General features: G+C 39.0%; 17 protein-coding genes. 11 read left to right on the top strand and 6 right to left on the bottom strand.

All coding sequences use genetic code 11. The annotated features are described in order from the left end of the window. Positions 1-24 precede the first annotated feature (24 nt). The 11 genes from PYV58_RS15165 to PYV58_RS15215 all read left to right on the top strand — a co-directional run bounded on the left by PYV58_RS15165 (position 25) and on the right by PYV58_RS15215 (position 11,356). Positions 25-960 (top strand): ABC transporter ATP-binding protein, encoded by a 936-nt coding sequence (locus PYV58_RS15165; RefSeq protein ID WP_004722000.1) that lies wholly within the window; start codon positions 25-27, stop codon positions 958-960. Further along, positions 957-1,730 (top strand): ABC transporter permease, encoded by a 774-nt coding sequence (locus PYV58_RS15170; RefSeq protein WP_004820027.1) that lies wholly within the window; start codon positions 957-959, stop codon positions 1,728-1,730. Before PYV58_RS15165 ends, PYV58_RS15170 begins: the two co-directional genes overlap by 4 nt. Then, the gene (gene queF, locus PYV58_RS15175; protein WP_034614313.1) at positions 1,730-2,554 is read left to right on the top strand and encodes an NADPH-dependent 7-cyano-7-deazaguanine reductase QueF; all 825 of its coding nucleotides are present in this window, start codon (positions 1,730-1,732) and stop codon (positions 2,552-2,554) included. The genes PYV58_RS15170 and queF overlap by 1 nt, the downstream gene beginning before the upstream one ends. 17 nt (positions 2,555-2,571) lie before the next feature. After that, the gene (locus PYV58_RS15180; protein WP_004820022.1) at positions 2,572-3,222 is read left to right on the top strand and encodes a hypothetical protein; all 651 of its coding nucleotides are present in this window, start codon (positions 2,572-2,574) and stop codon (positions 3,220-3,222) included. Positions 3,223-3,566: 344 nt separating this feature from the next. Continuing rightward, on the top strand, positions 3,567-4,709 hold the full coding sequence (gene rodA / locus PYV58_RS15185) for a rod shape-determining protein RodA (RefSeq protein WP_004722007.1): 1,143 nt from the start codon (positions 3,567-3,569) through the stop codon (positions 4,707-4,709). Between the two features lie 33 nt (positions 4,710-4,742). Continuing rightward, a complete protein-coding gene (mltB, locus tag PYV58_RS15190) occupies positions 4,743-5,744 on the top strand; it encodes a lytic murein transglycosylase B (protein ID WP_004820018.1) in 1,002 nt (333 codons plus the stop codon). Positions 5,745-6,029: 285 nt separating this feature from the next. Continuing rightward, positions 6,030-6,641 (top strand): septal ring lytic transglycosylase RlpA family protein, encoded by a 612-nt coding sequence (locus PYV58_RS15195; RefSeq protein WP_004722011.1) that lies wholly within the window; start codon positions 6,030-6,032, stop codon positions 6,639-6,641. 211 nt (positions 6,642-6,852) lie between these two features. Then, positions 6,853-8,016, top strand: a complete 1,164-nt coding sequence (locus PYV58_RS15200; protein WP_034614310.1) for an MFS transporter — start codon at positions 6,853-6,855, stop codon at positions 8,014-8,016. A gap of 187 nt (positions 8,017-8,203) precedes the next feature. After that, positions 8,204-9,991, top strand: coding sequence for an amidohydrolase (locus PYV58_RS15205; RefSeq protein WP_034614308.1), 1,788 nt, complete (start codon positions 8,204-8,206; stop codon positions 9,989-9,991). A 29-nt stretch (positions 9,992-10,020) separates the two neighbouring features. Then, positions 10,021-10,791 (top strand): DUF4850 domain-containing protein, encoded by a 771-nt coding sequence (locus tag PYV58_RS15210; RefSeq protein WP_034614305.1) that lies wholly within the window; start codon positions 10,021-10,023, stop codon positions 10,789-10,791. Between the two features lie 118 nt (positions 10,792-10,909). Further along, positions 10,910-11,356, top strand: coding sequence for an Mpo1-like protein (locus tag PYV58_RS15215; protein WP_004722016.1), 447 nt, complete (start codon positions 10,910-10,912; stop codon positions 11,354-11,356). 50 nt (positions 11,357-11,406) lie between these two features. Here the strand turns inward: PYV58_RS15215 and PYV58_RS15220 are convergent, their stop codons facing one another. The 6 genes from PYV58_RS15220 to rpsB all read right to left on the bottom strand — a co-directional run bounded on the left by PYV58_RS15220 (position 11,407) and on the right by rpsB (position 16,029). Beyond that, positions 11,407-11,721 carry an AzlD domain-containing protein gene (locus tag PYV58_RS15220; RefSeq protein WP_034614302.1) on the bottom strand — a complete coding sequence of 105 codons (315 nt, stop codon included), beginning with the start codon at positions 11,719-11,721 and terminating at the stop codon, positions 11,407-11,409. Beyond that, positions 11,718-12,464, bottom strand: coding sequence for an AzlC family ABC transporter permease (locus PYV58_RS15225; RefSeq protein WP_034614299.1), 747 nt, complete (start codon positions 12,462-12,464; stop codon positions 11,718-11,720). Before PYV58_RS15225 ends, PYV58_RS15220 begins: the two co-directional genes overlap by 4 nt. A gap of 121 nt (positions 12,465-12,585) precedes the next feature. Further along, positions 12,586-13,407, bottom strand: coding sequence for an AraC family transcriptional regulator (locus PYV58_RS15230; RefSeq protein WP_034614295.1), 822 nt, complete (start codon positions 13,405-13,407; stop codon positions 12,586-12,588). 136 nt (positions 13,408-13,543) lie between these two features. Then, positions 13,544-14,104, bottom strand: coding sequence for a DUF3465 domain-containing protein (locus PYV58_RS15235; protein WP_034614292.1), 561 nt, complete (start codon positions 14,102-14,104; stop codon positions 13,544-13,546). Positions 14,105-14,261: 157 nt separating this feature from the next. Continuing rightward, positions 14,262-15,137: a translation elongation factor Ts gene (tsf, locus tag PYV58_RS15240; RefSeq protein WP_004722025.1), complete on the bottom strand. Its 876-nt coding sequence runs from the start codon at positions 15,135-15,137 to the stop codon at positions 14,262-14,264. Positions 15,138-15,276: 139 nt separating this feature from the next. Then, positions 15,277-16,029 carry a 30S ribosomal protein S2 gene (gene rpsB / locus PYV58_RS15245; RefSeq protein WP_004722027.1) on the bottom strand — a complete coding sequence of 251 codons (753 nt, stop codon included), beginning with the start codon at positions 16,027-16,029 and terminating at the stop codon, positions 15,277-15,279. Between the last annotated feature and the right edge of the window lie 7 nt (positions 16,030-16,036).

Genomic DNA, 16,036 nt, shown 5'->3' on the forward strand with positions numbered 1-16,036 from the left:
CTCCATAAACCAAGTGAGAATTTCATGACTGATGCTCTGACGTTAAGAGATTTATCTAAAACCTATAGAAATGGATTCCAAGCACTCAAAGGAATCAATTTGACTGTTCCAGAAGGAGAGTTTTATGCACTTTTAGGACCAAATGGCGCTGGTAAATCGACAACAATCAGTATTATCAGTTCCTTGGCGCGGAAAACCTCGGGTACTGTGGAAATTTTTGGTCACGATTTAGATACCCATCCTTCACATGCAAAGCAATGTCTAGGTGTTGTTCCTCAAGAATTTAACTTTGGTCAATTTGAAAAGATCTTTGACATTTTAGTCACTCAAGCGGGTTATTACGGCATTCCGCCTAAAATTGCACAACAACGCGCTGAAGAATATTTAGAAAAATTAGGTTTATGGGATAAGCGTAATACTCAAGGGCGCATGTTGTCTGGTGGTATGAAGCGCCGTTTAATGATTGCGCGTGCCATGATGCATGAACCTAAACTTTTGATTTTAGATGAACCCACTGCAGGTGTAGATATCGAGTTACGCCGTTCAATGTGGGATTTCCTTACAGAAATGAACGAAAAAGGCACTTCGATCATTCTAACCACGCATTATTTAGAAGAAGCAGAAATGCTTTGTCGTCAGATTGCGATTATTGACCGTGGTGTTATCAAAGAAGATACCTCGATGAAAGCGTTCTTAAACCAATTGAGTGAAGAATCTTTTATTTTCGATTTAGAAAATCCGATTGAACCGATCATGATTGATATCATTGGTGTGAAATTTAATCTGATTGACCCCATGACATTAGAAGTCACGATGGATAAAGCGCATTCTTTAAATGATTTATTTCAACTTTTAGAAGCGCAAGGCATTCGTGTTCGCAGTATGCGTAATAAATCAAATCGTCTTGAAGAGTTATTTGTGAAACTGGTTGAGAAAAATCTTGAAGGAGTTGCAGAATGAATTTTACTCAACTACGTATTGCACTCTATACATTAGTTCAAAAAGAAATCCGCCGTTTTATGCGCATTTGGCCGCAGACCTTATTACCGCCTGCGATCACCATGAGCTTGTACTTTGTGATTTTTGGTAATTTGGTCGGTTCTCGTATTGGGCAAATGGGTGGATTTAGCTATATGCAATTCATCGTGCCGGGTCTCATCATGATGGCGGTGATTACAAACAGTTATGCCAATGTGTCTTCAAGTTTCTTTAGTGCTAAATTCCAAAAAAGCATCGAAGAACTGATCATGAGCCCAGTTCCATTACATATGGTCTTGTGTGGTTATGTGATTGGCGGCGTTGCTCGTGGTGTTCTTGTTGGGGCAATTGTCACTGCAATGAGTTTGTTCTTTACTGACCTTTATATCCATAATATTTTCGTCACGATATATACCGTTATTATTACCTCACTCTTGTTCTCTTTAGGTGGTTTTATCAATGCTGTATATGCAAAATCGTTTGATGATATTTCGATTATCCCAACCTTTGTATTAACACCCCTCACCTACTTAGGCGGTGTGTTTTATTCGATTAGTGCTTTAAGTCCATTTTGGCAAAATCTGTCTTTAATTAACCCGATTGTATATATGGTCAATGCTTTCCGTTTCGGAATTTTAGGTCATAGTGATGTCAATGTTTCATTGTCTTTACTTATTGTGACTCTATTCTGTGGCGTACTGTATGCGATTGCTTACTATTTACTTTCTCGTGGTTCAGGAATGCGTGAATAATGTCTGTTGAAAAATCTTTATTGGGTAAAGAAACCGATTACCCAACTACCTATCAACCCGAAATTCTTTTCTCGATCGCGCGTGCACAAGCACGTGAGCAATATGCGGATGTAGCGGGTATATATAAAGGTCAAGATTGGTGGCATGTATTCGAAATTTCTTGGCTCAATAGCAAAGGGATCCCGCAAGTTGCCATTGGGCGTATTGCGCTCCCTGCAACATCACCAAATTTGATTGAATCGAAGTCGTTAAAGCTCTACTTTAATAGTATGAACTTTACCCAGTTTGACTCTCATCAAGCTTTTATCAATACCGTTGAAAAAGACTTATCTGCTGCTGCACAAGCCCCAGTGACGCTAACTTTATTTCAAGTTGATGATTTAGAGATCAGCAAACCAATGGGTATTTGTATTGATGATCAAGAACCTGACCAGCTGGTCAATCATCCAGATGCAAGCCTTTTGGCCTTTGATCAAGAAAATACACAACACGGTGAAAGCGTTGAAATTCAACTGTATTCACACTTATTAAGAAGCAATTGCCCTGTGACTGGACAACCCGATTGGGGCACTGTTTTTATCCGATACCAAGGCGAAAAACCTTGTTATCGTAGTATTTTAGCTTATATTATCTCGTATCGTCAGCATAACGGTTTTCACGAACAATGCGTGGAACAAATCTTTGCCGATATTTGGCAAAATTTAAAACCTGAAAAGCTGATGGTGTATGCAACTTATACACGTCGTGGCGGTTTAGATATTAACCCATGTCGTGTATCTGATGAATCATGGATGCCAAGCCCAATTCGATTGGCGCGACAATAAACATTGAGGTTGAAAACATGCCTTTTTTTGGTTTTGTACCTTCTGAAGAACTATTAAAGAACATTCAGACCGGTATTGAGAAAAAAAACTCTAACGAACCACTTTATCCTTTACGTGATCAAACTGCCTTACTCATTAATGAAGAAATTATTGATACGCTTTTGATTGAACTTGTTCGTCGCTTCCCTGCAAGTGACAAACGAGATACTGCTGAAAAATTAGCAGGCTATGTCAAATCGACTGTTGCTGTGTTACTTAAACAATTGTTAAGTAAGGCAGACAATGATGTGGTTCGTCAGTCTGTAGAGTTTTCGGAACGTAGTCTATTTAAAGACCCACAAGGCCAATTCCGTGTCGGTGTGAATTTAGACGCAAGTTTAGTCACCAATCTCAAAAATAGCTTTGCTGAAGTTCAAGCAAATGGGGATGTAAATCGCGCTGTATTGTCTGAACAATTCAAACAATTCTCAGATGCGACGATTAACCATTTTATGCGTGATTTTAATAAAACGCTGGATTTGGGTATGATCAAACGTAAAGCTGCGGATATTGGCGCGTCTGCTGTAGGCAAAGCAGTGCATATGGCAATCGATAAGTTGATTCCAAATTTAAATAAAGATGAAATCACAGCTGTTGCAGAATATTACGATACTTTATTTTTTAATTGATCGTTAAAATTCGATTGGATTTTTAAATATAAAAAATGCCCTTCTTGGTAAGGGCATTTTTTTGCATTTATCGAGTTATACTTTTTAGCTGTAGTAATTAACCATTAAATTCATAAACTTAAAATCAATATAAAATACTATCCCTAAATCCATCTAAGACCTTTTCAAATTCAAAACCATTTAATTCAATCTATTTAACCCACTATTTTCTAATTTAAATATTTCAACCTCAAAATAATCACAAAATTCAGCTCATAATTTTGTTGCAAAGTATTGATATTCATTGCCTTCGAGGGGGATTGTGATAGCATGCGCAAAACACATTTCCCGCACAAAATAGACCAATGGCACCAAGCTCTCAATATAAATTTTTACGTCAATCTCCTCGTGATGGTCTAAGTACTGCCATGATCCCCTCACGCTGGCAAAAACTCCATATTGACCCTTGGTTAAGCTTATTCCTAATTTTAAATGCGATGCTCGGATTAACCGTCCTTTATAGTGCGTCTGCACAAGATATGGGGCTGGTTTCCAAACAAGCCATGAGCTTTGGTATCGGTTTTCTCGTCATGTGTGGTTTAGCCCAAATTCCCCCTAAAGTTTATCAAGCTTTTGCACCTTACTTTTATCTGTTTGGACTGGTCTGCTTAGTCGCAGTTAAAGTGTTTGGTGAGGTTCGCATGGGTGCTCAACGCTGGATTGGGATTCCGGGTTTTGGCAGCGTGCAACCCAGTGAGTTTTTAAAAATTGGTATGCCATTGATGATTGCATGGTTTTTATCTCGTAATCCTCTACCGCCTAGTTTTAAAAATGTGTTTTTATCACTAATCATGATCGGCATTCCTTTTATCCTGATTGCAGAACAACCCGATTTAGGCACATCATTGCTCATCTTAGCCAGTGGGATTTTTGTGCTATTTCTGAGTGGTCTTTCTTGGAAAATGATTTTAGGTGCCGTGAGTGCTGTTGCAGTAGTAATTCCAGTCGCTTGGGAATTTCTACTACATGACTATCAACGACAACGTGTTTTAACTTTATTTAATCCAGAAGCCGATGCCTTAGGCACAGGCTGGAACATCATTCAGTCTAAAACAGCGATTGGTTCGGGTGGCTTTATGGGTAAAGGTTATTTGGAAGGTACTCAATCGCACTTACATTTTTTACCTGAAGGCCATACTGACTTTATTATTGCCGCATTTTCTGAAGAATTCGGTCTGATTGGTATCCTACTTCTGATCATCATTTATTTTTGTATTATCTTTAGAACCTTTCAAATGAGTTTACAATGCTTCCATAATTTTGGGCGCTTGGTTGCTGGTACTTTTGCTTTGTCATTTTTTGTTTATGTATTTGTAAATGCGGGCATGGTCAGTGGTATTTTACCTGTAGTCGGTGTGCCATTACCTTTTATGAGTTATGGTGGTACTGCAATTATTACTTTAATGGCCACTTTTGGCATTGTGATGTCTATACATACACATCGTTAATTTTTTATCATAAATAATTAGGAAATATAACCTATGTTTACTTTTGGGCTTTTACAGAAGGTTAAAAACATCACTTTTTGTGCAGCTGCATTTTCACTGACCAGTTTCTGCCAAGCCAATGATTTTGCCAGCAACCCTGAATACAATAATTTTAAAGCCAAAACCATGCAAACCTATGGTTTAAGTAGCGAACAAATTGATTGGGCAATGAATGGTTCACGCAATTTACCCAATATCATCAGCATTATGGAACGACCAGGTGAAAGTAAGCCTTGGTATCAATACAAAACTAATTTTTTAGCTGAAGGCACCATCCAACGTGGTGTGCGTTTTAAACAACAATATGCAGATACACTAAATCGCGCAGAACAGCAGTTTGGGGTGCCTCAAGCAATCATCCTAGGCATTCTAGGGGTGGAAACAGGTTATGGCTCAAATAAGGGCTCCTTTATCACCCGTGATGCACTTGCAACCCTCGGTTTTGGTTATCCTCGCCGTGCGCAATATTTCCAAGATGAGTTGGGTGCTTTAATTGCATGGTCATATAAAGATGGCGTTCCAACCAATTCGATTGTTGGGTCTTATGCAGGTGCAGTAGGTTATCCGCAATTTATGCCAAGTAATGTGTCTAAATTTGGCGTGGATTACGACGGAAATGGTCATGTTGACTTACGTAACTCTGCGGTCGATGCGATTGGTTCGATTGCCAACTATCTGGCTCAACATGGCTGGCAACGCGATCGCCCTATTGCATTTTTAGCGCGTTATACAGGGAACAATCCTGAAGCAGTTATTGCAAAAGATTTAACTCAGCCTGTTCCCTATGGATCACTTAAAAATTTAGGGATTTCTCCATTAAATCCAATCGTCAAAATTGATGACTTAGATTTGGTTAATGTGATTCAATTACAGGACAGCAATGGCCCTATTTATTATATTACTTATCCTAATTTTCAAGTGATTACGACATATAATAGAAGCCGTATGTATGCCACCGCTTTATGGCTTTTAGGCACCGAAATTGTAAGTCGTTAAGACTTGCAATTTCCCAAATAATAAATAAGTCAAGATTTTTTTATGTTAATTTGATCACATTTAATACTTTTTCCACATCTTGTTACAATATTGATTATTTTTTAATCAAAACCTGTAAGAATTTGTCCTTTTTGTAACTGTTTCTTAAATAATGCTAGACACATTTATTCCAGCTTGAATATTATCCTTTCCGTTAAATGCAGTTGCACAAGTGAATTTACAGACCTCTATGGTTAATTTTCAGCGACTTAGAAAGTTAAAATTGAGGTTCCAAGGAGTTAAACGATGCATGCTTCACTAAAATATATGATGGCCCTGACCATGGGTCTGAGCATGACGCAGGTCAACTCAGAAATGGTTCAGTCATCATACTTAAACAATGATTCGGATAGTTCGAGTCTAGCCTCTCGTGTGATTAGCAAAGATTCAACAAATTTCAACTCTCATTTTTCAAACCTAAACAGTTTGTCAATTACTGAACGTTCTGGCGATCAAGTCCGTCGTCAAACTATTGCAGCAAAGATTCAAGTTCCTGAAGATGAGCCTTCAGTAATTGATAAACTTAATGAAGTTGCTTCAAACACAGTTCGCAAATTTAGCCAAACTGGTGTTGCATCTTGGTACGGTCGTCAGTTCCACGGCCGTAAAACCGCAAGCGGTGATACATTCGATATGAATGATTTGACTGCTGCACACCGTAGCTTGCCATTAAACTGCTTTATTCGTGTAACCAATAAAGACAATGGTAAAAGCGTAGTGGTTAAAGTCAACGATCGTGGTCCTTTCCATGGTAACCGTGTACTTGACCTCTCTTACGGCGCTGCTAAGCGTTTAGGTATTACAAATTCAGGAACAGCACGCGTTAATATTGAACGCGTAGATGGTCCAAACTCGTAAATCACTGCATGCATTTAACAAAAGCCACTTTCCAGTGGCTTTTTTATTATAAAAATACAGATGTCCGAATTGCCCCCTTAACTTTCCAGTTATACCCCTTTTCTTTCAATGCATTCCAGATAAAATAAAATGCGAGTCGATACAGGATGTATCACTAAACAGAAAACGAAAACCGAAGTTTAAATTCTAAAAGTAAAAAAGTGAGCCATGCATGGACGTGAACAGCAAAACGCCAAACTTCGCGCATACATCCCTCAGCAAAACCCAAAAAGTAATCGCACTTGGTTTTGCCACGCAAGGCTTGGGTTATGCCAGCGTCATGACCGCGCTTCCCACAATCAAAAGCCGATTCAGGCTTTCAGATGATCAACTGTCGATTATTATCCTTGGCGTCTGTATTGCCGCAGCACTGGGTTCTATTTTGGCAGATCGACTCGCTGTGAAACTAGGTTCAAGGCTGGCTATTGTTATCGGCTTGCTATTTGAAGCCATCGGTATTGCAATTGCAGCATTTAGTCCCAGTGTCATGATCATGGTCGCTAGTTTTTTACTTTATGGGCTTGGACTCGGATGTTTAGATGCGGCATTGAATATGCAAGCTGTCATGATGGAGCAAAAACTTGGAAAAAGCGCCTTGGGCGGTTTCTTTGCCTGTTATACCGTTGCTGCTTTCCTTGGCGCGTTAATCATGTCCGCAACAGTCTCAACCACACTTGGGGCAACAGCGGCATTGTGCATTGCTGTCACGATGTGTTTGATTACATCGCAAGTGTCAAAACGTTGGTTATTTCAACAAAAAGAAAATGCTGCCCTACATCCTCAACAACGATCACCAATTCCGCATAAACAATTGCTTATTTTTGGTGTGATCATTCTCATCACCTTTACTGTCGATTCAGCAATCAGCACATGGAGTTCAATTTATCTTAAAGATATTTTAGCAAGCTCTGCCACAGTCGCCCCATTGGGTTATGCCGCATACCAAATGGGTGTTTTACTCACCCGTTTAAGCCTGGATTATCTTTTAAAATTTAAAAGCGCTGCATGGGTTGCCTTCATCACAACGCTGATTGGTGCAACAGGCTGTGCCATAGCTGGCTTTGGGCATTCATTGGCGATTGTCATTGCTGGTTTTGCACTGGCTGGTGTTGCGGTAGGCGCATTAGTCCCGCTGACATTTTCAGCAGCAGGTCGTTTAGATGAAAATCGACGCGATGAAATTATCGCACGGGTGAATATTTTTAATTATGGCGGGGCTGTAGCAGGAGCTGTAATTGTTGGCTTACTTGCTGCTCCTATCGGTTATGGTCCCTCATTTATTGGTTTAGCACTGGCGCTGTTATCTGTGATTTATTTTAGAAAAAGATTTATTTAGGCTGTATATAAATAAAAAATCGTTTAGGATGAATCAAGATCATTACTCAAATGTAAAAACACTTATCATTTTTTAAACACATATCAAACCTATACGTAGATCAAAATCTTTGCTAGTTTGAATAAAATAAACAATTCAATTCATCTGTTTTGAGCAATATTTAATAAAACAAATTTGGGGATTATTCATGTTTAAAATCAGTAGCCCATCAAAACTTGTCCGTGCAATTGCACCCATCATCTGCGTAATTGGCCTTGGCTCGCTTAGCGCATGTACCACAGTATCTCCAACAGACACGAATACACCCGCTGATCTTGCAACATTAACGCAAACAAACACGCTATTTTACGGTGGCTCAATTTTAACCATGCAAGGCATGTCACCCCATTATGTCGAAGCGCTACTGGTCAAGGATGGAAGAATTGTCTTTGCAGGGGATTTAAAACAAGCGCAAAAGTTAAAACAAAAAAATACCCAAGAGGTTAACTTAAACAGTCATACCCTGCTGCCTGGTTTTATTGATGCACATAGCCATTTAAATAGTGTCGGTCTACAGCAAACTGTGGCAAATCTCTACCCTACGCCCGATGGTAACGTTTCAGATATTGCATCATTGATTCATGAACTTTCATTATGGCAACAAAACAATCCTGACTTTATCAAAGCAACCTCAGGCTGGATTATTGGAAATGGTTATGATGATGCCCAAATTAAAGAAAAACGACATCCTACAGCAGATGATTTAGACTTGGTTTCCACCAATCACCCGATTATTGTTTTACATCAGTCAGGACACTTAGCCTCTGTAAATCATAAGGCTCTTGAACTTTTAAACATCAATAAAAATACCCCAAATCCAACTGGCGGGATTATTCGTCGTAAAGCAAACTCTCAAGAACCCAATGGTGTACTTGAAGAAGCTGCTGTTTTTTCAGCAATGGCAACTGCGTTTAGCAAAGTTCCACCTGAAATCATGCAAAATATGGCAAAAACAGCACTGAATACCTATATCAAAAATGGCTATACCACTGTACAAGAAGGTCGTGCAGATCATGGTACAGCTGAATTATGGCGAAGTTTTGCGGCCATCAATCAATTGAATATTGATGTCGTGGTTTATCCAGATATCATCAATGAAAAAGATTACATGCTGAAAAATGGCAGTAGTCTCAATTATCAAAATCATTTTAGAATTGGTGGGGTTAAAATCAGCCTAGATGGCTCCCCACAAGGCAAAACCGCATGGCTAACGCAGCCTTACTTCATCCCACCAGAGGGAAAACCTAAAGACTATCGTGGTTATCCAGCCTATCCAGATACAAAAATGGTTCAAGATGCAATTAATCTGGCTTATAAGAATCATTGGCAAATTCTTGCACATGCCAATGGTGATGCTGCAATTGACCAATATCTCGCAACTATTGAAACAGCCAATTCACAATATGGCCAAGCAGATCGCCGCAATGTGATTATTCATGCGCAAACCATGCGTGAGGATCAATTAGATCAAGCCAAGAAATTAGGGCTTATTCCTTCATTCTTCTCATTACATACTTACTATTGGGGCGATTGGCATAAACATGAAACACTCGGTGCAGAACGTGCCAACCGAATTTCTCCAACAGGTTCAGCATTAAGAAAAAATATGATTTTTACTGAGCACCATGATGCTCCAGTCATCCCTCCTAAAAATATGATGGTGATTGATGCAACCGTCAATCGTACCACCCGTTCTGGAGATGTATTAGGTGAGGATCAAAAAGTCAGTCCTTATATTGCATTAAAATCAGTCACAGATTGGGCCGCATACCAATACTTTGAAGAAAAAGACAAAGGTACCTTAGAAAAAGGTAAATTGGCGGATCTTGTGGTGATAGATCAAGACCCATTAAAAGTACCCACTCAAAAGATTAAAGACATTAAAATATTGGCAACTTATAAAGAAGGTCAATTGATTTATCAAAGTCCCCAATAAGGATCAGTAAGGACTAGTCGGGATAGGACATGCTTAATTCGAAATTTTTAATCATACTATTGGGCCTGAGTGGTTTTGCTTATGGAGATATCACTATTTTCAAACCCACTTTTCCTGATCTAAAAACCAACCAAGCACCTCACCCACAACACCAACTTGAACAACTTCCCGCAGCCACACTCAGCAATAATGTAACCGTGGATACCTATATTGCTGCAATTCCCAATCCTTTTAACGATACAGGATTCTACAAAGATGATGCCGTCTGTAAGATCAACAATACCCAACAAGTGAAATGTCAGTTCAGTTATACATTATCTGCAACTCAAGCAAAAAACTTTAAAATCATTTTACTGCCCGGTATTGGTCCTGTACTTACCCCCTTATCATGGCAAGTGATTAGCACGGATATGGGACCTTCTGGCGTTGCCTATGCTGTGCTGGCAAGCCAAAAAAAAGATGAAGTCATCACCATTTATAATTCATCCGCGTGTGCTGGCTGTGCCATGCATAGCGCAAGTTTGTATTTCCCCAATGTCAAAAAGCTCAGTTTAGACAATGAATTTGGTGCCATTGAAGATAAAAATCACCTGTTAAACATCGTCAAAGCCAATAAAAATAAAGTGTATTTTAGCTATCAAATTCCCAACTATCCCAACAAGACACATGGGATCACCTATTATGCCGATGAAAGTGATGGCAACGATGTCACCAATTTTCAAGAAATCAAAGTCACACTTAAACCAGAACATCAAACATGGGCACGAGATATTTTAAACTTCTATCAGGCAACACATTGAAATCCCCCTAACCAGCACTGGGTTTTATTTAACGCCGCTATTTTGACCAAAACATTATTCTGATTTATATTGTTTTCAGCAAAAATAAATATAGCCAACCACATGCATGGAGCGCCAAATGAAAACAATCACCGAATGGTTCGATGAATATAGCGAAAGTCATCAAAACAAAACCAATAAAGCCATCCATTGGGCTTGTGTCCCCGCGATTTTATTTGCCATCATTGGGATTCTTGCACATTTTAGTGCTTTGCTTACCGCACTGCTTCTGGTTCTTACCCTCGTTTTCTATGCCCGTTTGGATATTGTTCTTGCTGTAGCAATGACCGCATTAATTGCAGTCATGGCATGGATCATTTACTTACTTCCTGTTGGTGTTGGTTTCTATATTGGGGTGTTTATTTTGGCTTGGATTGGTCAATTTTATGGTCACAAAGTCGAGGGTAAAAAGCCTTCTTTCTTTAAAGACCTTCAATTCCTCCTCATTGGCCCTGTATGGTGTATGGATGCCTATCTTGGTAAAGTACTACCCAAATGGAAAACACGCCAGAAACTGGCTTTTTAGCGCAAATAAACCAAAGGGAAAATCCAATTCGGCTTTTCCCTCCATTTTTTTCAATTTAACAGATAAAATAACCCGTAAAAGCACAATAAACTTAAAGCTAAATTGACTAGAATTTTCTTAGAAATAAGCGCTAAAACAACACAGATCATTGCTGTTAAAAAATAGGCATCCAAAGGCAATGTACGCAATTGATCTCCATTAAAAAATACAATTGGTGCACAAATTGCAGTCAGCAAACATGGCGCTGAATACTGCAACATATTTCCAATCACACGAGGTAATTTCAGGGCGATTTTAGGTTCTAAGAAAAAGTAGCGGTTAATCAATACAATGCCTGCCAAAGTTAACAATAAAGTCCATGTCATTTTGCTACGCCTATATTTTTTATTCCGACGATCTTTGCCGTACACATCGCACCAAACATCCCCAAAATCCCCGATAGCACAATGCCCCCTTCAAATTGAAAATATTTAAAAATACAGGCAGATAGCAAGGTACACATAACGCCTACCAAAGTTGCGCTATTTTTCACCATAGGCACAATAATCAAAATAAATACCGCAACAATTGAAAAATCTAAATGTAAGCTTTCTAAATTTGGAATTGATTTAGCCAGTACAATGCCCAACACACTAAATAGGCACCAAGCCAAATAAAAACACAGCCCAGCACCCAACAAATAAGCAAAGCTGCGTTGTTTATCTTTGCCAATACCGACAGCAAACAGTTCATCTGTCAGCAAGAAGCCAATTAATATACGTTGCTTAAACGGAAAACGACTGACATCTTGACGAAAATTAAGCGCATAAATTAAATGCTGACTGGTTAAGAAAAACACGGTAATCATAATCGTCAAGGCAGATGCCTGTGACATGACTAAACCTAAACTCACCAACTGTGCTGCACCTGCAAATACAACAGCGGACATTGAGAATGCTTGTGCAAAGCTTAATCCAGCATTGATTGCCATTGATCCAGCCAGAATACCCCAAGGCAGTACGGCAATAGATAAAGGTAAAATATCGACCACACCTTGGAAAAAAGCCTTTTTATTTTGTTTAGACTTCGGCTCAATCTCGGCAGTATAAGATTCAAATTGATCACTCATTTGCAAAATCCAAATCTAAGAATTTAAGCAGTATCTTATAAATGCTCAGTGATCGCTTGAATGAAATTGCTATTTGGTCAGGAGCTGTAAACGTTTAAATGGCTATTCCCAAATACATTTATTAAATATTTAATGTGCTTAAATATTGAGAGGGCGTAACCCCAACTGCTTTTTTAAAATGTCGATTAAAATGACTTTGATCTGAAAAACCACTATTTTGGGCAGTCATTGCAATACTCTGACCTTGTTTTAATAATTGGCGCGCTTTCTGTAAACGGACCTGAACCAACCAGCTATGCGGTGGTAAGCCCGTATATTTTTTAAATTCACGTAAAAAATGCCAAGGGCTTAATCCTACATAGGTCGCCAAATCAGTGAGCGAATAATCATCCTCAGGAAAACTGCTTAATAAATCTTTGACTATTTCAACTTTCCGTTGTGCTTCTGGTAATTCAGCAGGTGTTAATTTGGCACGACCATAACGACTGATTAAGCGGGCTAAAGTGGATAAATACATACTCTCTTTCAGTAAAGTATTTTCTTTTTGTTCTAATAAATCAAAAAGTAAACAGAGTTGCTGTGCCAATCCAACATCTTGCACAACTGCTTGTGGGAACCACGGTACGCTATTTTTAACACTAAAAAAATCTTGCCCTGCATCTAACAACATTTCTGGCGTTGGATAAATTGCACGATATTTCCAGCCTGACTCGACAGCAGATGAACCTGTATGAATTTCATCAGCATTGACTAAAATAATGTCGCCCTTCGGTGCTGTATGTAACTGCCCAGTCCGATAAAAACTCTGTGCACCATCTTCAATCACACCAATACAATAACCTTCATGCACATGCTTTGAAAATTGCTTATGGTGATACTGTGCTTTTAACAACTCTAATCCACCCAATTCTTTTAGGTGAAAGTAGCTTGCCCACTCCTGCATTTTTTCTATTCAGACTTTTGATAATAATTTAAAAATAGCATGTTTATAAAAAGCGTATAGAACAAAATTGCTATCTATACGATTAGACATGGAAAATACAAAGATCTTTTGTGCACCTAAGAAAATAACCAATAGATTACTGATAAGTTTTTCCATTATGTTTTAGCCAACCATCTTGATGACGACGCTTTGGATCATGGTGTGTCCAGTGCATTACGCCACCTTGATTGCTATATTCATATTCGCCAAAAAATTCGACAGTATCGCCTTTGCGTAAATTATCGATACGGGGTGCTAAATCAATATTATGTGCAACCAATACAGTCAAGCCATTATCCAGTGCAAGAATAAATTTTTGATGACGTGAACCTTCATTATCATCACGCAACACGGCTTTTACTCGACCGATGGATTGTACTTGAACATTACTGAGTTTTGCATCATAGGCTTTTCGAATAACCTCAAGACCATTTTGATTTTGACTATTGGCAGACGGCTTATCTTTAAATTGGTTATCTTTACCCTGCTCATCCACATGCTGTGTATTGTCTTGTGAATGATTGTTTTGCTGATCGATTGATTCAACTTTAGAGGGTTCAGTTGTTTGATTTTTTTGTTGATTGAGATCAACACCCAAATAAGCTGCGACGATCACTGCAATTACAGCACCAATACCAAGTTGTGTTTTATTTGCCATAAAGTTCGAGTCTAATCAATGTTCATGGTGGAATTATAAAAGAATAATCTTTTAGATATGTATGAATTAATTCTTCTAAATCTACTTCAATTAAATTACAGACAAAAAAAACCCCTCTAAAGAGGGGTTTTCAATAATTATACTCAGTGAGTAAAAATTATTTAGCAGCCGCTTGAGCAGCAGCAACTTCTTCTGCAAAGCTCATTTCAGCTTTCTTCTCAATACCTTCACCCACTTCGAAGCGAACGAATTGAGCTACAGTTGTTGCAGTCGCTTTCAATACTTCAGCAACTTTTTTGTCGTTGTCGATTACGTATTGTTGACGCTCAAGAACAACTTCGTTCAAGTATTTTTCAACTGAACCAGTCACCATTTTTTCAACGATGTTCGCTGGCTTACCAGATTCAATCGCTTTAGCTTCTGCAATTTCTTTCTCTTTCGCGATAAGATCAGCAGAAACATCTTCAGCAGTTACAGCAACTGGGTTGAACGCAGCAACGTGCATTGCAATACCTTTACCAGTTTCAGCAGAACCTGTGTAAGAAACAACAACACCGATTTTTAAACCGTGTTTGTAAACTGCAAGGTTTTCACCTTCAACAATTGCAGCACGACGAACTTGGATGTTTTCACCGATTTTTTGAACAAGCGCAATACGAGCTTCTTCAACAGTTGAACCATCTTCAAGTTTCAATTCAGCAATTTGAGCAGCATCAGTTACACCAGCAGCAAGTGCAGCAGCAGCAACTTTCGCAGAGAAACCAGCAAAGTTTTCGTCTTTAGCAACGAAGTCAGTTTGACAGTTTACTTCTAAAAGAATTGCTTTGTTACCTTCTTGAGCAATTGTGATCGCGCCATCAGCAGCAATGTTACCAGCTTTTTTAGCTGCTTTTGCTTGACCTGATTTACGAAGATTATCAATCGCTAATTCGATGTCACCGTCTGCTTCTGTTAATGCTTTTTTGCATTCCATCATTGCAAGACCAGTACGGTCACGTAATTCTTTTACCATGCTCGCAGTAACTGCAGTCATGTTGTTCTCCTAAATACGGTAGAATATGAATCTGTTCAACAAAAACGGCCCAAAGGTTCCTCTGGGCCGTTTTGCTTTCTCGACGCTCAATTTGTCATCATTTTAAATCACAAAAATGACAAGCTTGCGTCAAAACGCATTAAGCCTCAGGAGCTTCTTTCGCAGCTTCTTCGCCTTTAGCTTGAGCATTCGCTTGAGTTTGAGCGTATTCTTTACCAGCAAGAATTGCATCAGCCATTGCAGAAGCATAAAGTGTAACAGCACGGATCGCATCGTCATTACCAGGAATAACGAAATCTACGTTATCTGGGTTAGAGTTTGTATCAACGATACCGATTACTGGAATACCAAGGTTTTTAGCTTCTTTAATCGCGATTGCTTCGTGATCAACGTCGATGATGAACAATGCGTCAGGTAAACCACCCATGTTCTTAACACCGCCTAAAGAGCGTTCAAGTTTTTCCATTTCACGAGCGCGTTCTAATGCTTCACGTTTAGTAAGTTTAGCAAAAGTACCATCTTGTGATTGAGTTTGAAGATCTTTCAAACGGTTGATTGACTGACGAAGAGTTTTCCAGTTAGTCAACATACCACCCAACCAACGGTGATCAACATAAGGCTGACCAGCGCGTTGAGCTTGTTCACGAATGATGTTAGAAGCAGCACGTTTTGTACCAACGAACAATACTTTGTTCTTTTTGCTTGCTAGATTGTTAACAAAATTCAAAGCATCATTTAACGCAGGAACAGTATGTTCAAGGTTGATGATGTGAATACGGTTACGCGCACCAAAAATGTATTGACGCATTTTTGGGTTCCAGAAGCGAGTTTGGTGACCAAAGTGCGCGCCAGCTTGAAGAAGGTCGCGCATGCTTACGTTGTAATCTGCCATTTTCTTT

It is taken from the genome of Acinetobacter sp. TAC-1 (assembly GCF_029025845.1).
Lineage (GTDB): Bacteria > Pseudomonadota > Gammaproteobacteria > Pseudomonadales > Moraxellaceae > Acinetobacter > Acinetobacter guillouiae.